A 23,941-nucleotide genomic window follows, 5' to 3' on the forward strand; every position below is an offset into this window, starting at 1 on the left:
TAAAGGGGAGATAGGATGACCCCCCCTCGATAGTGTGTTTAAATTAATTCATTGACAAGTATGAAGCTACTCCTTCACGGGTTGCATTCATCGCTTCTTTTCCTTCTTCCCAGTTTGCAGGACATACCTCACCATGTTGTTGTACATGCGTATACGCATCGATAAGACGGATATATTCTTTTACGTTACGTCCAAGAGGCATATCATTTACAGATTCGTGGAATACTTTGCCGGTTTCATCGATTAAGTACGTTGCACGGTAAGACACTGCATCGCCTTCAGCAATAGTGCCAAATTCCGGATGTTCTATTTCTTTCACATCTAAAATCCCTAAGATACTTGATAAGTTGCGGTTAGTGTCTGCAATGATAGGGTATTCAACACCTTCAATTCCACCATTGTCTTTGGCTGTGTTTAACCACGCAAAGTGTACCTCATTAGAGTCACAAGAAGCACCTATAACGATTGTATTACGTTTTTCAAATTCAGATGTAGCTTCTTGGAACGCGTGTAATTCTGTAGGGCATACAAACGTAAAATCTTTTGGATACCAGAATAATACTACTTTTTTGTTTTCTTGTTGAGCTTTCTCAAAAATGTTGATTGAAAGGTTGTCGCCTAGATAATCGATTGCACTTACTGTAATGTTTGGGAAATTTTTACCTGTAAAACTCATAGTTATTTTCTTTTTCTTAATTGTGTTACAAAGGTAATCATAAATATGTCAATTAGATATCAAAAATCTCGATATGATATTGTTGATATCTATATTTGTCAAGAGGTTGTAATAGATATAATTTATTAGTGTTATTTTTATTATATTTAAAAATAATTGTTGCTATTGGTCAGAATTTTTGAAATCTTTGTATGCAGAAAATGGCTCCGTAGTTCAACGGATACCTGCCTGCCGGCAGGCAGGGAATAGATGTTTATATCATAGTAAAATGAATTATTTTGTTTATGCTATAAAAAGTGAGAAAGATGGTCGAATTTATGTGGGACTTTCAGCGAATCCGTATAAGCGCTTGGACGAGCATAATTCTGGCAAAACAAAGTCTACTAAGGGTTTCATTCCGTGGACTTTGATCTATATAGAAGAGGTAGATAGCCGAATTGAGGCCAGAGAAAAAGAAAAATATTATAAATCTGGATTTGGTAAAGAATATTTAAAAGCATTAGATTTGACCCACGGCCCCGTAGTTCAACGGATACCTGCCTGCCGGCAGGCAGGGAATAGATGTTTATATCATTAAAATGAGTTATTTTGTTTATGCTATAAAAAGTGAGAAAGATGGTCGAATTTATGTGGGACTTTCAGCTAATCCGTATAAGCGCTTGGACGAGCATAATTCTGGCAAAACAAAGTCTACTAAGGGTTTCATTCCGTGGACTTTGATATACATAGAAGAGGTAGATAGTCGAATTGCGGCGAGAGTTAAAGAAAAATATTATAAATCAGGATTTGGTAAAGAATATTTAAAAGCATTAGATTTGACCCACGGCCCCGTAGTTCAACGGATAGAATAGATGTTTCCTAAACATTTGATAGCAGTTCGATTCTGCTCGGGGCTACAATTTTTAACGAAAATCGCCGAAATCTTTAAGATAACGGCGATTTTGATTTTTTTCCATACAAGATCCCATACAATTCTTTAAATATGATTCAAATAAATATTTGAATTAGAGATTTTTAGAACTTTTTTCAATGAGAAAGATTGTCAAGATTCTCTTCAACGCTCTCAGTGGATGAAACTCAAACAATGTAATGAGCCGCCAAACTGTGACAAAGCATCACAGTTAACCGTTTCAACCTTAAAGCCATTTTGTTCATAAATCTCTTTATTGACTTGGTTGTAGAAATCTGTTTCTCTTCTTGTTGGAAACGTATATTGGGGCAATATGACTGTATTATTTAGAATAATGTTATTGATATAAATCCCCTTTGATACAGTATAACAAATACTTCTATTCTTCTTTTTACATTGGCATTTAATGCTCTGATCTATAGGTCTGTCGTGTATCCTCACTGTTTTCAAATCAATATTATCAGCAATGCTGAGTATCTCATCCAAATAGATATTGTCTTCTTTTAAAAAAGGCAAATTGGGATAGAGACTAACAGCCAGTTTGCTGTCGTCAACAAATGAAGCAAATCCATCTATATGACCTATTACATCCTCCTTTTGACGAGGTATCACTATAGGTTTTATCCCTAAATATTCCTCTACCATGCGCTCTATATAGAATTTGGAGAATGAGGGATTGTCTTCTATTATCTTTGAAGTCATAAGCCCATACTGATGGTTGTTGATCAGATTGCCACCGTCCCATATCAATGGAATGTCGATCATTTCTTTACCGATAAAAGAAGCTATGACTTCTTTTGAAAGCTGATTGATTTTCTTAAAGTACTTCCATCTAAATCGGTAATCACAATACATTGGAAAATAAATAGGCTTTACCAATTTGCTGTCATTGATAAAACCGATACAGTCCCTAAGCCAAATTCCGTCCCAATCCTCTATGATAATTGGTTGAATTGCTCTTTCATTTCCTACTTTGTCAAACAACTCATCTAAATCTCTTGGAGAGGACAAGGTCATTTGGATATTGATGTCATTAGGTATCTTACCTACAAGTTCCTCAATTACATTTGAGGCCTTGTTGAAATTATTCTTGAAAGATTTAGGGTAAGCTAAGATGATGCTTCCCACCTTTTTATATTCGCAATTCATACAGTACAGTTTTTTCCTACGTTTGCAAACGTAAAAAGGGTCTTTTCGAAGCCAAAAAAGATTTTTAATCCTTTGAGAGCATCTTTTTAGCTATGTAACCAGTATAATTATCCTTTTCTATCTCAAACCAATCATCCACAATGCCAACGACTTTTATACGTATTCCTTTTGATAGGGATTCTATCTTTGAATATTTTGTACTGGGTCCAAACCTAACATTTACAGTTTTGACTGTTCTGTAATAATCAATTGCAGGTTTGTTTTTTGCCATTAGAGCTTCAGTTCTTTTAAACGTTTCAGCAATCCAACCTTTTCCCTCCAAAGTGTATTTGTCTATTATACTTAGAGATAATACTCCCAATTCACTTCCTGTATCTATATAAATATTGTCTTTTTCTATTTCAGCCTTTCCGCTCATCTGAATATCAAAGTATGTAAAATCACAATGCTTATCGTTTATCTCAAATTCACTGATAAGCCCCCCTAAATTCAAGCCTTTCTGTTCACTGCTCTTTATTTTAAAATATTTGTCCTCGATCATATTGGAAACAATACGCTGCTCGACATAATCACAGCTGGTCAACAAAAGAATTATTTGGTATATTACTAGTTTCTCATACTTACATCTTTTTTATTTTGGTAGAATTTGAAGCAGCTATCGCAGCCCATATAATACATATAAACCAATAAAATATAAAAAATATGACAGTACTAGACGTTAAGAGGATTCGTAATAATGCATCATCAGAATCAAGTGTTGATATAGTCCCCATAATCAGTAATACAGGTAGTATTATCATTATCAAGGCCCCATTGATAGTTGAATAGAACATCCCGAGCGGTCCAAAAAGAGCAGCCAATATTATTGCTCCTCCAACGCTTTTCGATCTATAGACAAAAGTTGTGTTCTGTGGCAAAGGATTTTGAGAATATTGTGGTATTTCGGTCTTTTTGTCTCTTCCATATATTGCATTTAAGATTAGCCCAAAAATTATCATGCCCACTATCAGGCCGATAATTCCGGCATAGCTTTCTTTACCATGAGGATTTTCTGTCTTGACCTTTGTTATCCCATCATTCCTTATGTATCCTTGGATTTTGCCCTCATCTATATAGGACCAATTTTCATCGTACTTTTCCAGACTTTTTATTCCATAACCTTTCGTCAGATATCCTATTTCGTCTTTTGTAATAGGTTTTAAATATATCTTTACTTGATCCTTGATTACCCTGTATTCTTCTGCAAAAAGCATATTTGAAATAAAGGCAACACATAATAGTGACAGTATTATTCTTTTCATTTGCTAAAATTAGTTTATGACAAATATAGGCACAAATGCCTATTTTGAATAATAAAAAATACCACAAAATTGTATGTGGCTAAAAACAGAACTAACATATCTATAGCTTTCGGAAATCGCTTAAGAGAACTACGACAACAACGAAATATGTCGCAAGAGGAACTAGCTAATAAAATCGATACTCCTATCTCTCAAATAAGTCGAATGGAAAGAGGAGAAGGCAATCCTACCCTTCATACCTTATTTGAAATATCCACAGCTCTAAAAGTAGACCTAAAAGAACTTATCGACTTTAATCACTCCATATAAAAATTGCACACACTTTTATGCGTACTGCGTACGGCAGAATTTTCTTCAAACGCAAAATATACGGAGTCGGAGAGAATTCTGCCGTATGTAGTCCTTATGAAATTGTCACTTGTGCTTTATTCATTTTTCTGTTCTCGCACCGTTCTCGCAATAGAAATAGACTATATTGTATAAACTAACAATAATTATCACTTATTGTTAGTTTATAGGAGATATCAGGACATCTTTTGATGTGCCGAGTGAAAGGGGATTGTAACCGAGATTATTGTAAAAGTCTTTTGATTTTGCGATAATCTATCGTACCTTTGAGCCTCCAAAAAGACTCCGTAGCTCAGTTGGTAGAGCAACTGACTCTTAATCAGTGGGTCGAGAGTTCGAGCCTCTCCGGGGTCACAGTCTAAAGCTTCACTGTAAAGTGGAGCTTTTTTGTTTTATGTGACTTTAAGAGCCTTTAAAGCTATTTTTTTCAATTTACGCTATACGAGAAGTTATTAAATCTGTTAGTTACTTCTAGATGTATATTAAGAGACTTTTTTTACCGTATGTGAGTGGAAATTGGCTGTGCTAACAAAGGTGAAGCTATAAATAGAATCCTAAAAAAGCCTTCGAAATTTTTCGAAGGCTTTTTTGTGAGCGAAAGACGAGATTCGAACTCGCGACCCCAACCTTGGCAAGGTTGTGCTCTACCAACTGAGCTACTTTCGCTGATTGTGCTGCAAAGTTACAATATCGTTTGCTATCTGTCAATAGGTATTTTAAAAATTAGATGGTCTTTACGCTTTCTCTTGACCAATACCCACCTAATTTATCTATTAATTGGTCTTATATATAGTAGTAGTAAGGGGTTTACACGGTTTTATAGGAATTTACTCCTGTTATCTCCCTTGTAAACACCCTATAAAATATAACTTACTCCAATCTTAGCTGGGGGCTGAATATACGCAATACTAGAAGGCTAAAGCTGTATCGCGTCCACGCAATTGATCCCATCAATAGCGGCAGATACAATGCCTCCGGCGTACCCTGCGCCTTCTGCACAGGGATATAAGCCGCGTACCTGTGGATGTTGTAGTGTGCCTTTATCCCGGGGAATACGAATAGGTGAAGATGTACGGGACTCTACACCGACTAAGATAGCTTCATTGGTGTAATATCCCCGCATTTTTTTGCCAAAAATTGGTAAAGCGCCTTTTAAGGCATTATGTACGAAGCTTGGGAGGACTTCTTTTAAGTCTGTGGATTGGGTGCCGGGCTTATATGAATTGGATGGCAAATCATTGGAGATTCTATTTTCTACAAAATCTACCATCCGCTGTCCCGGAGCGACTAACTTACCTCCTCCGAGTTGAAAAGCTTTTTGTTCTATCTGTCGTTGAAACTCCAATAAAGCAAACGGATTGTGGGCAGCATCAGGAATGTCTTCAATATTGATTTGGATAACCGTTCCGGAGTTAGCATGTGGATTGTTACGTTTGGAAGGAGACCATCCGTTTACAACGATCTCGCCATCGTTTGTTGCACAGGGGGCTATGATTCCACCGGGACACATACAAAACGAGAATACCCCTCTGTCGTTTACTTGTTCAACCAGGCTGTAGTAAGCAGGAGGGAGATTTTCATGGCGTGTATCGCAATGGTATTGTACATTGTCAATGATTTCCTGAGGGTGTTCAATGCGTACACCTAAGGCAAAAGACTTTGCTTCCAATATCCAATTTTTTTGACGAAATAGTTCGAATATGTCTCTCGCAGAATGTCCGGTTGCCACGACTACATGTTCGGCATTGATGGTTTGTCCCCTGTTTGTTTTTACACCCTGAACCCTACCAAAGGCTTCGTTTATATCAATTACCTTCGTATCAAAGTGTACTTCACCTCCCATTTCGATGATAAGTAAGCGCATATTTTCAATGATGTGAGGTAATTTATTTGTGCCGATGTGAGGACGTGCATCGACTAATATATCTGGTGTAGCCCCATGTTCGACAAAGATGGATAGTACCTTATGCACATCGCCACGTTTATTTGAACGTGTATATAGCTTGCCATCGGAATATGTCCCAGCTCCACCTTCACCAAAACAATAATTGGATTCTGGATTTACGAGCCCTTCTCGGTTTATTTTTGCCAAATCTCTCCGACGCTCTTGTACCGGTTTCCCCCGCTCTATTACAATAGGTTTTAATCCACGTTCTATACAACGATATGCAGCAAAAAGTCCCGCCGGACCCGCACCAATGATAATAACAGGTTTGGCATCTTTAACATTTTTCACGTTACTTTTGAATACATCTACTGTCACGTCTTCGTCAATAAAAAAAATGACACGTATACGGTAGACGACTTGGTGACTCCGTGCATCTATGGATCTTTTGCGGATATGAAGGCCGTGAATTCGCTTTTTGTCAACCTCTAATTTTCGGGCTCCTTGTTCTATAATATAAGTTTCATCGTTGATGAAATCAGGCACGATTGCTAATTCTATTTCTTTTTGCATGAGTAGCTATTGGGTATTTATCCCAAAACATACAAAGGTAGTAATTAAGTTAAAATTTAGAATAAACAGTGTTTGGCATTTGCATTGTCTTAACTTTTATTTGTATTTTTAGGGAAAAATAGTTTGAAAAATTAGACATGAAAAGATTATTAGTCGCATTAGCTGGGTTATTTACAGCCCTTTCTTTTAGTTCTTGTGGTTACAACACGATGGTTTCAAAAGATGAAAATGTAAAAGGAAAATGGGCTCAGGTCGAAAATGCATACCAACGTCGTGCAGATTTGATTCCTAATTTGGTAGCTACGGTAAAAGGGGCAGCTGAACACGAAGAAAATACGCTAACGGCGGTCGTAGAGGCACGTGCTAAAGCTACTTCGGTGACCGTCGACCCTTCTAATTTATCGGAAGAAGCGATTGCGAATTATCAACAAACTCAAGACGCATTATCTCAATCTATCGGTCGATTATTGGTGAGTGTGGAAGCTTATCCTGATTTGAAAGCAAATTCGAATTTCCAGGAACTGCAAGCACAGTTGGAGGGTACTGAAAACCGTATCTCTGTAGAACGCAGAGCTTATAATGAAGCGGTACAAGATTACAATACGACAGTTAGAAGCTTTCCGAACAACATCATGGCCGGTATTTTTGGCTTTAAGGCTAAAGGTACGTTTGCTGCTGCTGAAGGAGCTGATAAGGTACCGACAGTTTCATTCTAGGATAGCAAGATATATAGTTTGGAGAAGATAAAGCCGGGAAGAATCAAAATCAAAAAATGGCAGTATTAAGCGCAGAGGAACAAGAAAAGGTAGTTCATGCCATCAGTTTGGCTGAAAACAAAACATCTGGCGAAATCCGGATAGTGGTAGAGAATACAGTAGGTGATGTTGAGCCTATTACTAAGGCTCAACAGTATTTTGAGGAATTGGAAATGCATAAGACGATACTTCGGAATGGTGTACTTATCTATCTTGCTGTAGCAGATCATCAATTTGCGATCATAGGAGATGCGGGCATCGATCAAAATGTACAAGATGAGTTTTGGGAAAGTACCAAAGATAAAATGGTTTCTTTTTTTCGAAAAGGAGATTATGTAAATGGTCTCATTGAAGGTATTCACGAAGTGGGGGAGCAGCTAAAGCAGTTTTTCCCTCGAAAAGAAGATGATATTAACGAACTCCCTAACGATATATATTTTGGAAAGCACTAATTGTATAATGAGGATAACTTCTATAGCCGTTGCTTTTAGGTCTTTATTTACTATACTACTTATTATCGGAATAAATCTTACCTGTTTATTCGGTCAGGATTTACTGCCCGCACCAAATAGATTGGTAAGCGATTTTACCAATACATTGAGTAGTAGTGAGGTAAATGATTTAGAACGCCAGCTATTGGCTTTTGAAGATAGTACGTCTATTCAGATTGCGGTAGTTTTAATAAATTCTACCAATGGATACGATATCGCCGACTATGCGGTGCGGTTAGCTCAAAAATGGGGTGTAGGGCAATCAAAATATGATAACGGGGTGATGGTTCTGGCTGCGCTCGGGGATCGTACTGTTACTATTCAGACAGGATATGGTATTGAGGGCGCTCTGCCCGACGCAATTGCTTTCCGAATCATTGAAAATGATATTAAACCGAATTTTCGTCGCAATGCGTATTACGATGGTTTAAATTCAGCAACGAATTCGATAATAGCGTATACGAAAGGGGAGTACAAGGCTGATCCCAAAGCAAAAGGAGATTCAGGAAGAAAGGGTAGTGGTTTGCTGTTTGTTATTATTATCTTTGTTGTTATCGCATTTATCTCTAAAGGTGGTGGCGGTAAGAATAAAGGTGGTCGCATGATGAATGGGAAAGGATCTTCCGATCTATTCTGGTGGGCCTTATTAAGTGGATTATCTGGCGGCGGTGGTCGATCTAGTGGGTCAGGTGGTTTTGGTGGTGGTGGTTTCGGCAGTGGAAGCGGTGGTTTTGGAGGTTTCGGAGGAGGTGGCTTCGGTGGTGGCGGAGCGAGTGGTAGATGGTAACATAATAAATAGTGAAAATTACAGTTAAATAATATGAAGAATTTAATTTTATTAGGAGCGGCTTTAGTCCCGTCTCTGTTATTTGCTCAAGAAGACTATACGATAAAAGGTAAGATAGGATCTCTTAATTCTCCTGCTAAGGTATATATGCAATATGCTGATAAGGGACAACGGTTAATAGATTCGGCTAATGTTGTGGATGGTGAGTTTAAATTTACCGGAACAGTACAAGAACCTACGCAGGCTTATTTGATCCTTTCTCCAGAAGGACTTCCGCTTCGCGCGTTAAAAAATCCAGATGTTAATTCGTTGTATCTTTCTAAAGGCGTTATTAGCGTGGTCGGAGAAGACCTCAGAAATGCTGCGATTTCAGGTAATGCTCTTAATGAAGAATTGATGGTTTATAAAGGACAGCAGAAGCAGGCAGAAGAGAGTTTCGTAGCAATTAATGCCGAATATGAGGCCGCTTCACCAGAAAAAAAGAAAGATGAGGCATTCCTCACAGAATTGCGAGGTCGCATGCAAGAAGTTTATAAAAAGAAAAATTCAATAAACGAACAATTTATAAAGGATAATCCGAAAAGTTATATTGCGTTAAACCTAGTCGACGAAATGCTTACTCCTGCTACCATCACAAGCTTTGAACCCGCATTTCAAAATTTATCTTCGGAACTTAAAAATTCTGCTAAAGGAAAGTCGATCGCAGAAAAAATTGAAGGTATGCGTAAGTTAGCAGTAGGAGCTACAGCTCCTGATTTTACATTGCCTGATACAAGTGGGAATGATTTGTCCCTTTCATCCTTACGCGGAAAATATGTATTAGTTGATTTTTGGGCCAGTTGGTGTGGACCTTGTAGACATGAGAATCCGGTTGTAGTAGCAGCTTATAATAAATACAAAGATAAAGGTTTTACAATTTTAGGCGTATCGTTAGATAATCCGGGTAAAAAAGATACTTGGATGAAAGCCATTGCAGATGATGAATTAGCACAATGGCCACACGTTTCTGATCTTAAAGGCTGGCAATCCGATGTTGTAAAGTTGTATTCTATTCGTGGAATCCCGCAAAATTATCTGTTGGATCAAGATGGGAAAATTGTTGCTTCCAATTTAAGGGGGGCAGCTTTGGAAGAAAAATTAGCTGAATTACTAAATTAACTCATTGATATAAAAAACCGAAATGCCCTTAAAAATTTTAAGGGCATTTCGGTTTTATAGAGATAGGATATCCACTATCCGTGTGAGGTTCGTGTTTATTTTGTTGATGTGTTTTATAGCCTTATTAAAAGGGGTGAACTGTACATTGCCACATATTAACCCTGCCATCTCACCACGTCTACCTTCTAATAAACCTTCTACTGCCGCAACACCTAGACGACTTGCCAGCACACGGTCCATACATGTGGGTTTGCCTCCACGCTGAATATGTCCTAATATTGATACTCTCACATCGTAGTGCGGAAAGTTTGATTTGATTTTTTCTGCCACGACTAATCCTCCTTCTTTATCCCCTTCGGCAACGATGATGATGCGTGAAGATTTGTTTTTGCGTGATTTATCAAGACGTTTCATAGTAGCATCGTAATCTACTTCCAATTCCGGAATAAGAACAGCTTCCGCTCCTGTGCTAATGCCTGATCGTAAAGCAATTAAGCCAGAGTCACGCCCCATTACTTCCACAACAAACAGACGATCATGAGATTCTGCGGTATCTCTAATTTTGTCTACGGCATCTACTACTGTATTGATCGCTGTGTCGTAACCAATAGTGAAATCTGTACCTGCTAGATCATTATCGATCGTACCCGGCATGCCCATTATCGGAATATCAAATTCTTCTATGAATTTAGAAGCTCCTGTAAAAGTACCATCCCCGCCAATTACAACAAGGGCATCGATATCCAGTTTTTTAATATTTTCGTATGCTTGCTTGCGGCCTTCGTAAGTTCTGAATTCTTCACTTCTAGCTGTTTTCAATACAGTGCCACCACGTTGGATGATATTGGCAACAGATTTGGCGTCCATGGGAATTATTTCGCCGTTTACCAATCCATCGTACCCTCTCCTTATTCCAAAAATATTTAATCCGTGATATATTCCTGTTCTTACCACAGCACGGATGCCCGCATTCATACCCGGTGCATCTCCTCCTGATGTTAAAACTGCTATATTTTTTATGTTACTCATATCTTCAAACTTAGATAAAATGCTTTGCATTCACGAATCCCGAACGTAGTGAGTTCATTTATGCCATTAAAAACAAATATAAATGAATAATACCTAATAGAAAAAATACAACTCGTAATTTGCTTTTATCTGCGATATAATTGCAACAGGTTTATACAATTATTTCGTTGCTTTATAAGCATCAATTCCAGACTGTAGGTATTCTGCGTATTTCTCGATATCATAATTTGCTCCGCTGGAGGGAACAAGAAGCTCTCCTTCATTATTTACTATAGCATATAAAGGCTGTGAATTACTGTGAAATTGACTGATTTGAAAATCCGTATTCTTTTTTCCAACCGTATTTATTTTTTTTCCGGTTTGAGTCGACACATATTGTTCCGATTCCGGAAGTTTCAAGTCATGTTCATCTACATATAATTCCACCAAAATAAACTCTTTATTGATGAGGTCTTTTACTTTCTGATTTGACCATACGCCTGCTTCCATTTTACGACAATTAACACAGGTCCACCCTGTAAAATCGATCAACAAAGGTTTTTGCTGTTCTTGTGCCGCCGCTAAAGCTTCATCGTAGTCGTAATAGGGATCAAACCCTTTTATAGTAGCCCGACTGTGAAAATGAGTATAATGTTTTCTATTGGCAGCATCTGTATTGTGACTGGTGCCTGTTCCAACTCCTGCAGATACATCGAAATCCTGTGTGCCGATCGGAGGAAGGAAGGCGGCTATTGATTTCAAGGGTGCTCCCCATAGCCCGGGTACCATGTACACAACGAATGAGAATACAATAATAGTTAGCATAGTGCGCGGAACTGATAAATATTGCAAGGGACTATCATGTGCAAATTTGATTTTACCGATTAAATACAAGCCCAGTAAACCAAATATTACAATCCAAAGGGAGAGGAAAACTTCGCGGTCAAGCAGCTGCCAGTTGTAGGCTAGATCCACATTTGATAAGAATTTCAATGCCAATGCCAGCTCCAGGAATCCTAAAACAACTTTTACACTATTCAACCAGCCCCCTGATTTGGGCAACGATTTAAGCATGGAAGGAAACATTGCAAATAATACAAACGGAATAGCTAATGCTAATGAAAAGCCAAACATGCCAATTGCAGGGCCTAAACGCTCACCTTTTGTAGCAGCTTCAACCAACAGAGTACCTATGATAGGTCCTGTACAGGAGAATGATACGACGGCAAGACTGGCTGACATAAAGAATAGGCCTAATAGCCCTCCTTTGTCTGAATTGGAATCTATTTTATTAACAAATGCACTTGGTAACGTAATTTCGAAAGCACCAAAAAATGATGCTGCGAAAATGACAAGAAGTAGAAAGAACAGGAAATTGAATACACCATTCGTAGAAATCTGATTCATGGCCTCTGCACCAAAAGTTATGGTAATAAGCATGCCTAGGGCTACATAGATAACTATGATAAAGACGCCGTATAATAAGGCTTGTGTTACTGCCTGCGCTTTGCTGCCGGATTTTTTCGTAAAAAAACTTACGGTCAAAGGTACCATTGGAAAAATACAGGGCATTAAAAATGCTGCAAAACCTCCGATCAAGCCGGCTATAAAGATACCCCAAAGAGATTCGCCTTTTTCGTTTGTGTTTTGTTGTGAAACTGTTTCTGTCTCGTTAGGTGTAACATTTTGACTACCGGTATCTGTACCATCCGAAAAAACGATATCTTCCAGTGTATCAGCTAGGGAGATGTCCTCGGAAACGGTACCATCGGTAAATTCAATATCACCAAAAGACAGAAGCGTGTCCTCCTGGGCGAATGAAAGTGAAAATGAAGTAGCGAATACAGTAAACGCAAGTAATATAAGATGCTTGTAAATTTTCATGAGTGAAAAATAAAATTAGGTAAAATTAAAAAAAGGCAGTATTAAACTGCCTTTTTTTTAATCTATTAGAGTCATAATTATTTTATTGTGACTGTAAAATTATATTCATCAGGAGGAAGACATTGTGTTTTATCACAAGCCATAAACTCTACTGTTCCACTCACCGAAGTTGGTTTCGAAGTATTTAATTTTACTTTTTGCTGAAATACGACTTCTGTACTAAAATAAGGTACATTCATTTTGAATACGTCTTCGAATTTTGTTTTTGGCTGTGGTTCTATTGTCTTACCATTCAATGTAAAATCTTTAGAAGCTTTATACGTAAAGGAAGTAGGAAGAGGCCCACCTTCTTCTACAGTTTGAGAGTATATGTTCCAACCGTCTTGAATAGTTGCTTTAATAAATACCACGGCTTCTTTACTGTTCAGTTTTTTTGAAGCTACAGACCATTTTACCGGATTGTGGATTTGAGCGAATGCTCCAGTTATTGTTAACAAAACAGCAACGATAAGTAAGCTAAATTTTTTCATAATCATTTTTTTATTTTTTATTTAAATCTTAATTCTAAGACACTGTATAAACGTAAAAGTTTAATGCTAAATTACATTTAAGCATATTTATCAGCAAGTAATTTTTTTGTTATAGCTGATATGTTATATCTTTTAGGTCGTATTTTATTTTTTTCTGTTTGCATTCCACTTCCAATAATCCATCTTTCCCTACTTGTACTATCCGGGCTTTTATCGTATTTCCCTTTACCGTAAATAAAGCATCTAGGTCTCTTCGAAATAAAAGCTGATTGTAATGTGCTAATAATTCGTCGTATTGCTCTTTTAATAGCATCTCATTGTAATATTTTAGTTTAGTTTGAATCTCGGTCACTAGAGACAATATTGTCGTTTGCAATGATGGATTTTCTTTTAGGAGCGATGTCGTTTTAAATGAGATTTCTGAAGGAAATTGGGATTGAAATACATTCAATCCTATTCCTATGATGGCATGTTTGATCCGTGAATGTGAAATTTTATTTTCTATCAATATTCCTCCAACTTTTTTGTTGCCGATCATGATGTCATTTGGCCATTTGATGTTAGTTTGCCCAGAGGTGTGTGTAGCCACTATGTCATAAACAGCTAAACTTGATATGATTGTCAAATAGAATTGTTTTTGAGGGGTTAACTTCTGAGGGAATAAAATAAAGCTCGCTGTTAGACTTTCTCCCGGTTGATCAAGCCAAGTTGTACCACGTTGTCCTTTACCTGCCGTTTGTTTCATTGTCATAATGGCAGTGTATTCTTCTAGTGGCGTGAAATTTGACAATAATTGTTTCAAATAATCATTTGTAGAAGCGGTTTCAGCTAGAACAATTATGTTCTGAGCGTTAGAATGTCCGAAAAATGTGTTATTTTGCAAAAGAATAATGTTTAAATGAATTAATAAAGCTATAATAATTCTTAATGAGTAAAAAGAAAAATTCAGAATTGTCTGCAAAACTGGCGGAAATTGTAGTTCACGGGATGCAAGAAAAGAAGGGTAATGAGATTGTGAGATTGGATATGAGAGAAGTAAATGCAACAATTTCGGATTATTTTGTCATTTGTCACGCAGACTCTAATATACAAGTTAATGCAATTGCCAAAAGTGTGGAAGATGAGGTTTTTAAAACCTTAGGTCAGGATCCTTGGCATAAAGAAGGGCACGGAAATGGAGAATGGGTTTTATTGGACTTTGTGGATGTCGTAGTGCATATTTTCAAAACAGATAAACGGTCTCATTATCGCATTGAGGATTTGTGGGGAGACGCAGAAGCACAATCTTATCAGAGTGCTTAGTTAATTAATAAAATAAGAGACGGATAGATACATAATGAAGAAAATTCCAAATAAAAAAGTAACGCCTATTCCACCGAAGTTTAACATGATGTGGCTTTATATCGCAATGATATTAGGCTTTTTCGCACTTCAGTACGTATTCAGTGGTAGCAGTGCACAAGAAACCACGTACGAAAATTTTGAAAAAAACATGCTTTTGACAGGCGATGTTGAAAAGTTAGTCGCACTTAAAGGTAACGATCTATTAGAAGTGCAGGTTTACATCAAAAAAGACAGGTTAAAAGAAGATAAATATAAAGATGTCGCTCCATCGGAGAATAATTTAATGGTTTCTCAGTCTTCAGGACCTCAGTATATTTTTACACTGGGATCGGATCAGATCTTTGAATCAAAGCTAAATGTCTCTCAAGAAAACTTACCGGAAGGTGTAAATAAAGTGACGGTAGAATATGGAAGTAAGAATAGTCCTTGGAGTGGATTCTTCGTCTCTTTCATATTACCTTTGCTCATTATTGTAGCGCTTTGGATGTTCCTGATGCGTCGAATGAATGGAGGTGGAGGTGGTGCAGGTGGCCAAATTTTTAATATTGGTAAATCAAAAGCACAACTATTCGACAAAGAATCGCAAATAAATAGCACATTCAACGATGTCGCCGGACTGGAGGAAGCAAAACAGGAGGTAATGGAAATTGTCGATTTCCTGAAGAATCCAAAAAAATATACCGATTTAGGAGGTAAGATTCCCAAAGGAGCCTTACTGGTAGGCCCTCCGGGAACAGGTAAAACTTTATTAGCAAAAGCTGTAGCGGGCGAAGCTCAGGTACCCTTTTTCTCCTTATCCGGATCGGATTTTGTAGAAATGTTTGTGGGTGTAGGTGCTTCGCGTGTACGTGACTTATTCAAACAGGCTAAGGAGAAAGCTCCATGTATTATTTTTATCGATGAGATCGATGCAATTGGTCGAGCACGTGGTAAGAATTCAGTAATGGGGGGTAACGATGAGCGTGAAAATACATTAAACCAATTGTTGGTGGAGATGGATGGATTTGGAACAAATGTCGGTGTCATCATATTAGCAGCTACCAACCGTTTAGATGTGTTGGACTCCGCATTATTGCGTCCAGGTCGTTTTGATAGACAAATTTCGATAGATAAGCCTGATTTAATTGGGCGTGAGCAAATATTCAATGTTCACCTTAAACCATTAAAGTTAGCGGAAGAAGTAGATGCTAAAAAGCTTTCGGCACAAACTCCGGGTTTTGCGGGGGCGGAAATTGCCAATGTTTGTAATGAAGCTGCTTTGATCGCTGCCCGTAAGGGGAAATCGGCAATTGATATGCAGGATTTTCAAGATGCGGTGGATAGAGTAATTGGTGGTTTAGAAAAGAAGAATAAAATTATATCGCCAGAAGAGAAGAAAATTGTGGCTTATCACGAAGCGGGGCATGCTATTGCCGGGTGGTTCTTAGAGCATGCAGATCCTTTGGTGAAAGTTTCAATCGTTCCACGTGGTGTGGCTGCGTTGGGTTACGCACAATATTTGCCAAAAGAACAATTCCTCTATACTACGGAGCAGCTTTTGGATAGTATGAGTATGACGATGGGTGGTCGTGTGGCAGAAGACATCACCTTTGGCCGAATTAGTACCGGTGCTCAAAATGATTTAGAACGAATCACGAAGTTGGCTTATGCAATGACTGCCGTATATGGTATGAATTCAAAGGTCGGGAATGTTTCCTTTAGAGATAGCGGAGGTGAATCGCAATTCCAGAAGCCTTATTCGGATCAAACGGCTGAACTGATTGATGAAGAGGTACGCGTTTTAATTTCAAGTGTTTACGATCGTACCAAAGCGCTGTTGTTAGACAAGCAGGATGGTTTGATTAAAATCGCGGAAAAATTATTGGAAAAGGAAATTTTGTTCCAAGCAGATTTGGAAGAAATATTAGGAAAGCGTCCTTTTTCTAACCGTACTACGTATGATGAATTTGTAAATGGCGGTGCGGATGGAGGAGGTGTTCCTCCTACTGAGTTACCTCTGCCTCCAATACCTGAAGATGCCGTAAGTCCGGAGGTGCCAAAAATAAACGAAGAAAATAGTTAAATCAGGTGCGCCGAGGTAACGGTGCACCTATTCTTTAGTCATGAATATCAGAAATACGACCGCCAAAGAACGAATGCTGAAGCAGATAAGGCAAGCTTTGTTGCAGAAGCGAGACAATCCCTATCCTGACTTTGAAGATGCGCCGCTTTACAAAGACGAAGATGAACCCTTGGATGTCACTTTTGCGAAAGAGTTTACAGCAGTAGCCGGTAAATTTGTGTATTGTGACGGCGAGATTTCCATCATTGAAAATTTGATTGCTTTAGTGGAGCAGCTGAATATTACTAAAATTCATGTGTGGGAGCCTGAGATCCAAAAGTTGTTGGGACATTATGGCTTTCCAATGATAACCTCAGACAGCAATTTTGAAGAGGCCGAAGCAAGTGTCACGACTTGTGAATCTTTAATCGCACGAAATGGAAGTATTATGATCTCAAATGCCAACGCTGGAGGCCGCCGTTTGAGTATTTATCCGCCGGTCCATATTGTATTTGCTAATGCTTCTCAGTTGGTAATGGATCTTAAACATGCTTTTTTGCAGGTTAAAGAAAAATATGGCAACGAATTGCCGTCAATGATTACTACTATTACCGGGCCCAGTCGAACAGCAGATATTGAGAAAATGCTCGTACTTGGTGCACACGGCCCCAAAGAACTATATGTATTCCTAGTTGAAGACCGATTTTAATATATGATTTTAGAATATTTGTACGCTACACCTGTAGCCAGTATTATATTTGCTATTACTATAGCGACCAGTATTTATGTTTTTTCAAATCCGCAGATGTATGGAACGATGATGTTACATCCCTATAGCATACATCGTGATAAAACGAAGCTATATACCATATTTACCAGTGGGATAATTCACGCCGATTGGGGGCATTTATTGTTCAACATGTTTACGTTTTACTTTTTTGGATTTGCGTTAGAGCATTTCTTTGTATTAGCGAGCGGTTCTATTGGTCACCTCTATTTTGCTCTTTTGTATATTGTAAGTTTGGTATTAAGTGATATACCAACAATTGTTCAGCAAAAAAATAATGTAGGATATCATAGTTTAGGGGCTTCCGGTGCTATTTCGGCAATATTGTTCAGTTATATCTTATTTCAACCGAAAGCGATGCTGGGTATTTTCATGGTGATACCTATGCCTGCCTATGTATTTGCGGTTTTATATATAGTATATTGTATTTGGGCTTCCAAAAATTCGAACGATCGCATCAACCACGATGCACATTTATTTGGAGCCTTAGCAGGAGTTTTAATGACGATATTATTGTATCCATGGATAATACGGCATTTTGTCGAACAGTTTTAACCCATCCAATTTTCTCGGTCTAAACTTCTAAATTGGATAGCTTCGGCAATATGTGCAGGTTGGATTTTTTCTGAGCTTTCCATATCTGCTATCGTACGCGCGACTTTTAAAATACGGTCGTATGCCCTGGCCGAAAGATTAAGACGTTCCATTGCTGCTTGCAATAATTTTTTCCCCGTATCATCCAAAAGACAGATGTCACGTACAGCTTTGGAACTCATCTGCGCGTTACTGTGTACGTCTTTGTTGTTTTCAAAGCGTTTTTTCTGAATCTTTCTTGCTTCGATGACGCGTTGACGTATAACGTTACTATCCTCTGCCGATTGTCCATTTGATAGTTCTTTAAATTCGACGGGAGTAACCTCTACATGTAAATCAATACGATCAAGAAGGGGGCCGGAAATTTTACTGAGGTAACGTTGTACCACAGCACTGCCACAAATACATTCTCGCTCCGGATGATTGAAATATCCGCATGGACACGGATTCATCGCAGCAATTAACATAAAGCTCGCGGGATATTCCACCGTAAATTTAGCTCTGGAAATGCTAATGTTCCGGGATTCTAATGGTTGTCGCATGACTTCAAGAACTGTCCTTTTGAATTCAGGTAATTCATCTAAAAATAAAACTCCGTTATGAGCTAGAGAAATCTCGCCCGGTTGTGGATTTGTACCTCCTCCCACTAACGCGACATCTGAAATAGTATGATGCGGATAACGAAACGGGCGTATAGTCATCAATGCCTCTGAAGTAGAAAATTTTCCGGCTACAGAATGAATCTTAGTAGTATCGAGTGACTCTTCTATGGTGAGGGGCGGCAAAATGGTGGGCAATCGTTTAGCCAGCATCGTCTTTCCTGCCCCCGGAGGGCCTATCAAAATAACGTTATGTCCTCCGGATGCGGCAATTTCTAAAGCTCTCTTAATATTTTCCTGTCCTTTTACATCTGCGAAATCTACTTCGTAATTATTTATTTTATTGACAAATTCATCATCAATGTCAACGATTGTAGAGGGTATACTCACTTTTCCTTCAAAAAAGCCGACCACCTGATCCAGACGTTCAACACCTAGAACATCTAATTCTGAAACGATTGCCGCTTCTCTTGCGTTGGCAGTAGGTAAAATAATACCTTTAAAACCATCTGCCTTTGCTTGAATAGCAATAGGTAAAGCTCCTTTTATGGGTTGAATAGATCCATCGAGCGAAAGTTCTCCTAAGATAATGTAATTCGTTATTTCTGCGTTCAGAATTTGTCCGGATGCTGCTAGTATGCCGATCGCAATACTAAGATCATACGCGGAGCCTTCCTTGCGAATATCAGCCGGAGCTAAGTTGACTACTATTTTCTGCCGAGGCATTCGAAAGCCTATTGCCATAATAGCACTTTCTATACGTTGCCAACTTTCTTTGACAGCATTATCGGGCAAGCCTACTATATAATACTTCGTACCTGTAGAAATATTTACTTCTACATTGATCGTTGTCGCTTCAATTCCATAAACAGCGCTTCCAAAAGTTTTTACCAACATGCAACTAATAAATAAATAGGTTTCTTAAATGTAGTGAAAATATTTTACTCTAAATAATTTGTTAAAATAGTTTTTTTGGACTTATTTTTCGTGAAATTCAATAAAAGTCGTAACTTAAAGGAGTGATCCATGAAAATGGAAATAAATTAAACGATTTTGTATTTTAGTTGTTTAACTAATATTAGGAATAGATTAACAGAAATAAATTAAATAGTAATGAACGATAGCGGAAAAATTGTAACAGCTTTGCTAGCAGGACTTGCTGTAGGAGCTGTATTGGGTGTATTGTTTGCGCCTGAGAAGGGTACTGAGACAAGAGACAAAATCAACGAGTCCTTAGCCGACTTGGGCGAAGCTTTGAAGGAACGAGCGGAAGAGCAACTTGATCAATTGAATGATTTCAGAGAAAAAATTGTTTCTGCAGTGAAGACGAAGCTTTCGAAAGCCGATGTGATCTTAGAAGACGAAATAGAAGAACATGCTTAAATAAAACGACGAAAATCGTCGGGCGTGAATTTTAATCTAAAGAGCTGTGTAATAACATGGCTCTTTATAAAAAAACAAGTGCATGGAAGAGCAAAAGTTTTCTTTTTCCGGGAGTTTCCAAAAGATCAGAGAATATGTAGAGACTCGGATAGATCTGGTCAAACTAAAAGTCATCGCGAAGTCTTCGCGAATAATAGGCGCATTGGTAGTAGATCTAAGTAAATTAGTTTTATTATTGATGATCGTTTTTTTCTTTTCGTTGGCTTTAGGGTTTTATCTAGGCGAACGCTTGGGAACACATTCTTTGGGCTTTTTGGCGACCGGTGGCATCTTTTTAGTATTGTTACTGCTGATTAAGCTTTTCGAACCTAAACTGGAGGCAAAAATCATGGATATTACTATTCGAAAAGTTATGGGAAAGTGGAACGAGGATGATGAAGGTGTGGAGAGCGGGGACACAGACCAAGAATTGGCTGACCTGGCGGAAAAGATCGAAGAGGATGTTAAAGAAATTATCAAAAAGGATTTGAACCATGAACACGAAAATAAATAATGTTGATGAGTTGAAGATTGAGATTGCTCGTCTAAAAAGATTACAAAGTGAACAAGAGTTTTATTTAGGCGCTCAATATACGTTATTGCGTAAAAAGATAGAGATGCCTTCTCGTGTAATTGGTGCTATAACCAGTAGTATTCCGGGTTTTAATATGATGAGATGGTTAGTTTCTTCTGTATCCAGTACTAAAGGAGGACACGAAAAAAAAGAAAGTGGTTCTGATTGGTTAACCCGGACTCTTCAATTCGGATTACCTCTTGTCCTGAATACAACATTTCTTAAAAAGTCAGGTTGGTTGAAAAAATATTTAGTCTTATTGGCTTCAGAAACAGCCGCCGGACAGATCAATCAGAATAGTATCGCATCGGCTATATCTAAAGTAACCGAGTTTATAAAACCTAAAAAGAAGAGAAAAAAATATAAAGGTGTTCCTCCTTTAGAAGAAGAACAGGATACTGTTAATTTTGGTATTCCGCCAGATAGTGAGACCTATTAAAGTTCTTTTTCTTTAAAATCAATATATGCACGTTTAATCCCGTCTTCCAAAGAGGTTTTGTGCTTCCAGCCCAAGCTATGCAGTTTGGATACGTCCATTAGTTTGCGGGGTGTGCCATCCGGCTTGGAGGAATCGAAGATGATCTTACCGTTATATCCGATGATATCTTTTATAAGTAAAGCAAGATCTTTGATGCTAATATCGTTGCCAATACCAATATTTACGAATTGTTCATCGTCATAATTCTCCATCAAAAAGATACAGGCATCAGCCAGATCTTCAGAAAACATAAACTCACGAAGGGGGGAGCCTGTTCCCCAAATGGTAACCTGAGGAAGATTATTTTCTTTTGCTTCGTGAAAGCGGCGAATTAAAGCAGGTAAAACATGAGAATTTTGTGGATGGTAATTGTCATTTATGCCATATAAATTAGTTGGCATAACAGAAATAAAATTGCAGTTATATTGGGCACGGTAGGATTCACACATTTTTATGCCTGCTATTTTTGCGATTGCATAGGGTTCATTAGTAGACTCTAAAGTGCCTGTTAATAAATAGTCTTCTTTAAGAGGTTGGGGTGCTAATTTTGGATAGATACACGAAGAGCCTAAGAATAATAACTTTTGAACGTTGTTTAGGTATGATTGATGGATAACGTTATTCTGAATAGCTAGATTTTCGTAGATGAAATCAGCACGGTAAATGTTATTAGCCATAATACCACCTACTTTTGCAGCTGCTAAAAAAACGTATTGGGGTTTTTCCTGACTAAAAAAATAGGCAACTTTAGCTTGATTTCTAAGATCTAACTCCTTAGAAGTTCGGGTTAGGATGTTGGTATATCCTAACTCTATTAATCTGCGGTGAATAGCTGAACCTACCATTCCTCTATGCCCTGCAACAAATATTTTAGCTTCTTTTTCCACGATAAATTATTGATTCCTGCAAATATAAGGTTATTTTTGCGACTTAATATTTGGTATGGGTAAGGATAAATTAAGAAAATTTGCAGAAGTTGCGACCTTCAAGAATGTTGTTCAATTGGAAGAGGGGTTGGAATATAAAGGAAAATGGTCTTCGGAGTTCTTCGGAAATGACAAGCCCTTAGTTTTGGAATTGGCATGTGGCAAAGGGGAATATACCGTGAATTTGGCGAAACTGTTCCCGGACAGAAACTTTATCGGAATAGATTACAAAGGAAACCGTATTTGGAGAGGTGCAAAAACGGCTTTGGAGGAGGAAATTACTAACGTAGGGTTTTTGCGTATTCAAATTGAGAAAATCTTAGAATTCTTTACAGAAAATGAAATATCGGAAATATGGATTACATTCCCTGATCCGCAGCCGCAAGATAGTAGAGAAAAGAAAAGATTAACAAATCCTAAGTTTTTAGAGCGTTACAAGTTTGTTCTTAAAGAAGACGGAATTATGCATCTAAAGACGGACAACGATGGATTTTATGCCTATACATTGGAACAATTAGCGCTTTTGGAGGCCTCAAAAAATAAGGAGACAGCAGATTTGTACAAGTCGGATTTAGTAGATGAGGTATTGTCTATTAAAACATATTATGAACGAAAATATCTTGCTGTAGATAAGAATATAAATTACGTTCAGTGGACATTTAAGACATAATAAAAAAGCACCTGTGATTATCATAAGTGCTTTTCTAGTTGTTTTACGCTTGTTCTTTAGACGGGAATTTTTTATGCTTGCGTTTGCTTATTTTTTCAATATTTACCGGTTGAGGTACTTTTACATAATATCCTGTTCCGTCATATTCTCGTTTGTGGGGGATTGATTTACACTCGTCTGAGCAACATCCTTCCATTTCCCATCCACATTCATCACATTGTGTAAAGTGCTCATTGCATTCTGCGTTTGCACAGTTTATCATTTTGGGGGTTGTTGTGCCACAGTTTCTACAGGTAGAAACGACTACAGGATTTACGTTATTAACATCAACGGTCACTCGGTTATCAAAAACATAGCACTTTCCTTCAAAATCTTTGCCACCTGCCTCTTTGCCATATTTGATAATGCCACCATGCAACTGATATACTTCTTCAAATCCTTCTTGTAATAGGAGAGCGGAAGCTTTTTCACATTTGATCCCTCCCGTACAGTAGGTCAAAATCTTTTTGCCCTTATATTGTTCCAGTTCTTTAACTTTCTCTGGAAATTCCCTGAAATTTTCGATGTCTAGTGTTACTGCATTTTTAAAATGGCCTACGTTGTGCTCATAATTAGACCTCACATCCAACACGACTACATCATCACGGTCTTTCATCTCCATAAATTCGGTGGGTTCCAAATGTATGCCGGTCTGTTTGTTCGGGTCAATGATTTCGGGATTTCTAAGTCCGGAGTGTACGATCTCGGATTTGTAGCGGCAATGCATTTTAATGAAGGAGGGTTCCTCTACATCGTCAATTTTAAAATCTGTTTTTGAAAAGCGGGTATCCGCATGTATAGCATCCATGTAAGCTTGACAAGCTGTTGGCGTGCCGGACACTGTGCCATTTAATCCCTCATCGGCAACGATAATTCGACCGACTAAGCCCAGTGATTTACAAAACTCTAAATGATCTGCAGCAAACTGTTCTGCATGTTCGATAGGGCTGTAACAGTAGTACAGCAATGTTTGATATTGTGCCATATATTCATTGATACCGCTGCAAACGGC

At 38.0% G+C, this 23,941-nt stretch carries 27 protein-coding genes and 3 tRNA genes; 17 read left to right on the forward strand and 13 right to left on the reverse strand.

All coding sequences use genetic code 11. The annotated features are described in order from the left end of the window. Nucleotides 1-43: 43 nt before the first annotated feature. Nucleotides 44-676 (reverse strand): peroxiredoxin, encoded by a 633-nt coding sequence (locus E4F24_RS02765; protein ID WP_140937069.1) that lies wholly within the window; start codon nt 674-676, stop codon nt 44-46. 268 nt (nt 677-944) lie between these two features. On the opposite strand from E4F24_RS02765, the gene E4F24_RS02770 reads away from it, so the two are divergent. The 3 genes from E4F24_RS02770 (at nt 945) to E4F24_RS02780 (ending at nt 1,572) form a co-directional block, all read left to right on the forward strand. Further along, nucleotides 945-1,253, forward strand: coding sequence for a GIY-YIG nuclease family protein (locus E4F24_RS02770; RefSeq protein WP_140937070.1), 309 nt, complete (start codon nt 945-947; stop codon nt 1,251-1,253). 1 nt (nt 1,254) lies between these two features. After that, a complete protein-coding gene (locus E4F24_RS02775) occupies nt 1,255-1,527 on the forward strand; it encodes a GIY-YIG nuclease family protein (protein WP_140937071.1) in 273 nt (90 codons plus the stop codon). Next, nucleotides 1,501-1,572 (forward strand) — tRNA-Arg (locus E4F24_RS02780). The genes E4F24_RS02775 and E4F24_RS02780 overlap by 27 nt, the downstream gene beginning before the upstream one ends. A gap of 167 nt (nt 1,573-1,739) precedes the next feature. Here the strand turns inward: E4F24_RS02780 and E4F24_RS02785 are convergent. The 3 genes from E4F24_RS02785 to E4F24_RS13910 form a co-directional block, all read right to left on the reverse strand. Further along, on the reverse strand, nt 1,740-2,735 hold the full coding sequence (locus E4F24_RS02785; RefSeq protein WP_140937072.1) for an agmatine deiminase family protein: 996 nt from the start codon (nt 2,733-2,735) through the stop codon (nt 1,740-1,742). 64 nt (nt 2,736-2,799) lie between these two features. After that, nucleotides 2,800-3,276 (reverse strand): SH3 domain-containing protein, encoded by a 477-nt coding sequence (locus E4F24_RS02790; RefSeq protein ID WP_140937073.1) that lies wholly within the window; start codon nt 3,274-3,276, stop codon nt 2,800-2,802. 79 nt (nt 3,277-3,355) lie between these two features. Beyond that, complete coding sequence (locus tag E4F24_RS13910) at nt 3,356-4,036, reverse strand: hypothetical protein (RefSeq protein ID WP_216629121.1); 681 nt, start codon at nt 4,034-4,036, stop codon at nt 3,356-3,358. Nucleotides 4,037-4,111: 75 nt separating this feature from the next. Here E4F24_RS13910 and E4F24_RS02800 point away from each other — a divergent pair, with 75 nt between their 5' ends. Both E4F24_RS02800 and E4F24_RS02805 read left to right on the forward strand, forming a co-directional pair. Further along, on the forward strand, nt 4,112-4,345 hold the full coding sequence (locus E4F24_RS02800; protein ID WP_140937074.1) for a helix-turn-helix domain-containing protein: 234 nt from the start codon (nt 4,112-4,114) through the stop codon (nt 4,343-4,345). 320 nt (nt 4,346-4,665) lie between these two features. Then, a tRNA-Lys gene (locus tag E4F24_RS02805) sits at nt 4,666-4,738 on the forward strand. 239 nt (nt 4,739-4,977) lie between these two features. Here the strand turns inward: E4F24_RS02805 and E4F24_RS02810 are convergent. Then, nucleotides 4,978-5,050, reverse strand: a tRNA-Gly gene (locus E4F24_RS02810). Nucleotides 5,051-5,300: 250 nt separating this feature from the next. Continuing rightward, nucleotides 5,301-6,842, reverse strand: a complete 1,542-nt coding sequence (locus E4F24_RS02815; protein WP_140937075.1) for an NAD(P)/FAD-dependent oxidoreductase — start codon at nt 6,840-6,842, stop codon at nt 5,301-5,303. 137 nt (nt 6,843-6,979) lie between these two features. Here E4F24_RS02815 and E4F24_RS02820 point away from each other — a divergent pair, with 137 nt between their 5' ends. From E4F24_RS02820 to E4F24_RS02835, 4 genes are read left to right on the forward strand one after another with little or no spacing between them, the layout of a single operon-like run. Then, the gene (locus E4F24_RS02820; RefSeq protein WP_140937076.1) at nt 6,980-7,558 is read left to right on the forward strand and encodes a LemA family protein; all 579 of its coding nucleotides are present in this window, start codon (nt 6,980-6,982) and stop codon (nt 7,556-7,558) included. A 56-nt stretch (nt 7,559-7,614) separates the two neighbouring features. Further along, nucleotides 7,615-8,049 (forward strand): TPM domain-containing protein, encoded by a 435-nt coding sequence (locus E4F24_RS02825; RefSeq protein WP_140937077.1) that lies wholly within the window; start codon nt 7,615-7,617, stop codon nt 8,047-8,049. 7 nt (nt 8,050-8,056) lie between these two features. Beyond that, nucleotides 8,057-8,875, forward strand: a complete 819-nt coding sequence (locus E4F24_RS02830; protein WP_140937078.1) for a TPM domain-containing protein — start codon at nt 8,057-8,059, stop codon at nt 8,873-8,875. A 33-nt stretch (nt 8,876-8,908) separates the two neighbouring features. Then, complete coding sequence (locus E4F24_RS02835) at nt 8,909-10,033, forward strand: TlpA disulfide reductase family protein (RefSeq protein WP_140937079.1); 1,125 nt, start codon at nt 8,909-8,911, stop codon at nt 10,031-10,033. Between the two features lie 54 nt (nt 10,034-10,087). Here the strand turns inward: E4F24_RS02835 and pfkA are convergent, their stop codons facing one another. The 4 genes from pfkA to E4F24_RS02855 all read right to left on the reverse strand — a co-directional run bounded on the left by pfkA (nt 10,088) and on the right by E4F24_RS02855 (nt 14,500). Further along, nucleotides 10,088-11,062 (reverse strand): 6-phosphofructokinase, encoded by a 975-nt coding sequence (gene pfkA / locus E4F24_RS02840; RefSeq protein ID WP_140937080.1) that lies wholly within the window; start codon nt 11,060-11,062, stop codon nt 10,088-10,090. A 159-nt stretch (nt 11,063-11,221) separates the two neighbouring features. Beyond that, nucleotides 11,222-12,925, reverse strand: a complete 1,704-nt coding sequence (locus E4F24_RS02845; RefSeq protein WP_140937081.1) for a protein-disulfide reductase DsbD family protein — start codon at nt 12,923-12,925, stop codon at nt 11,222-11,224. Nucleotides 12,926-13,002: 77 nt separating this feature from the next. Next, nucleotides 13,003-13,455, reverse strand: a complete 453-nt coding sequence (locus E4F24_RS02850) for a protein-disulfide reductase DsbD domain-containing protein (RefSeq protein WP_181182342.1) — start codon at nt 13,453-13,455, stop codon at nt 13,003-13,005. Nucleotides 13,456-13,564: 109 nt separating this feature from the next. Next, nucleotides 13,565-14,500, reverse strand: a complete 936-nt coding sequence (locus E4F24_RS02855; RefSeq protein ID WP_317130733.1) for a biotin--[acetyl-CoA-carboxylase] ligase — start codon at nt 14,498-14,500, stop codon at nt 13,565-13,567. Here E4F24_RS02855 and rsfS point away from each other — a divergent pair. The 4 genes from rsfS to E4F24_RS02875 are packed head-to-tail and all read left to right on the forward strand — an operon-like array spanning nt 14,383 to nt 18,182. Further along, nucleotides 14,383-14,757 (forward strand): ribosome silencing factor, encoded by a 375-nt coding sequence (gene rsfS, locus E4F24_RS02860; protein ID WP_140937084.1) that lies wholly within the window; start codon nt 14,383-14,385, stop codon nt 14,755-14,757. The genes E4F24_RS02855 and rsfS overlap by 118 nt on opposite strands. Before the next feature lie 34 nt (nt 14,758-14,791). After that, nucleotides 14,792-16,861 (forward strand): ATP-dependent zinc metalloprotease FtsH, encoded by a 2,070-nt coding sequence (gene ftsH, locus E4F24_RS02865; protein WP_140937085.1) that lies wholly within the window; start codon nt 14,792-14,794, stop codon nt 16,859-16,861. A 40-nt stretch (nt 16,862-16,901) separates the two neighbouring features. Continuing rightward, nucleotides 16,902-17,549 carry a LutC/YkgG family protein gene (locus tag E4F24_RS02870; RefSeq protein ID WP_140937086.1) on the forward strand — a complete coding sequence of 216 codons (648 nt, stop codon included), beginning with the start codon at nt 16,902-16,904 and terminating at the stop codon, nt 17,547-17,549. 3 nt (nt 17,550-17,552) lie between these two features. Then, on the forward strand, nt 17,553-18,182 hold the full coding sequence (locus E4F24_RS02875) for a rhomboid family intramembrane serine protease (protein WP_140937087.1): 630 nt from the start codon (nt 17,553-17,555) through the stop codon (nt 18,180-18,182). On the opposite strand, the gene E4F24_RS02880 is transcribed toward E4F24_RS02875, so the two are convergent. After that, nucleotides 18,179-19,717: a YifB family Mg chelatase-like AAA ATPase gene (locus E4F24_RS02880; protein ID WP_140937088.1), complete on the reverse strand. Its 1,539-nt coding sequence runs from the start codon at nt 19,715-19,717 to the stop codon at nt 18,179-18,181. The two genes, E4F24_RS02875 and E4F24_RS02880, sit on opposite strands and share 4 nt — an antisense overlap. A gap of 216 nt (nt 19,718-19,933) precedes the next feature. Between E4F24_RS02880 and E4F24_RS02885 the strand changes: the two genes are divergently transcribed. From E4F24_RS02885 to E4F24_RS02895, 3 genes are all read left to right on the forward strand, one after another. Continuing rightward, the gene (locus E4F24_RS02885; protein ID WP_140937089.1) at nt 19,934-20,203 is read left to right on the forward strand and encodes a YtxH domain-containing protein; all 270 of its coding nucleotides are present in this window, start codon (nt 19,934-19,936) and stop codon (nt 20,201-20,203) included. An 82-nt stretch (nt 20,204-20,285) separates the two neighbouring features. Continuing rightward, complete coding sequence (locus E4F24_RS02890) at nt 20,286-20,756, forward strand: hypothetical protein (RefSeq protein ID WP_181182344.1); 471 nt, start codon at nt 20,286-20,288, stop codon at nt 20,754-20,756. Continuing rightward, entirely contained in the window at nt 20,737-21,255 is a 519-nt protein-coding gene (locus tag E4F24_RS02895; RefSeq protein ID WP_140937090.1) for a hypothetical protein, read from the forward strand. The genes E4F24_RS02890 and E4F24_RS02895 overlap by 20 nt, the downstream gene beginning before the upstream one ends. On the opposite strand, the gene E4F24_RS02900 is transcribed toward E4F24_RS02895, so the two are convergent. Continuing rightward, nucleotides 21,252-22,181: a GDP-L-fucose synthase family protein gene (locus E4F24_RS02900; protein ID WP_140937091.1), complete on the reverse strand. Its 930-nt coding sequence runs from the start codon at nt 22,179-22,181 to the stop codon at nt 21,252-21,254. The two genes, E4F24_RS02895 and E4F24_RS02900, sit on opposite strands and share 4 nt — an antisense overlap. 55 nt (nt 22,182-22,236) lie before the next feature. On the opposite strand from E4F24_RS02900, the gene trmB reads away from it, so the two are divergent. Further along, a complete protein-coding gene (trmB, locus tag E4F24_RS02905) occupies nt 22,237-22,890 on the forward strand; it encodes a tRNA (guanosine(46)-N7)-methyltransferase TrmB (RefSeq protein WP_140937092.1) in 654 nt (217 codons plus the stop codon). 43 nt (nt 22,891-22,933) lie between these two features. On the opposite strand, the gene trhO is transcribed toward trmB, so the two are convergent. Further along, a complete protein-coding gene (trhO, locus tag E4F24_RS02910) occupies nt 22,934-23,914 on the reverse strand; it encodes an oxygen-dependent tRNA uridine(34) hydroxylase TrhO (RefSeq protein ID WP_140937093.1) in 981 nt (326 codons plus the stop codon). Between the last annotated feature and the right edge of the window lie 27 nt (nt 23,915-23,941).

It is taken from the genome of Sphingobacterium lumbrici (assembly GCF_006476045.1).
Taxonomy (GTDB): domain Bacteria; phylum Bacteroidota; class Bacteroidia; order Sphingobacteriales; family Sphingobacteriaceae; genus Sphingobacterium; species Sphingobacterium lumbrici.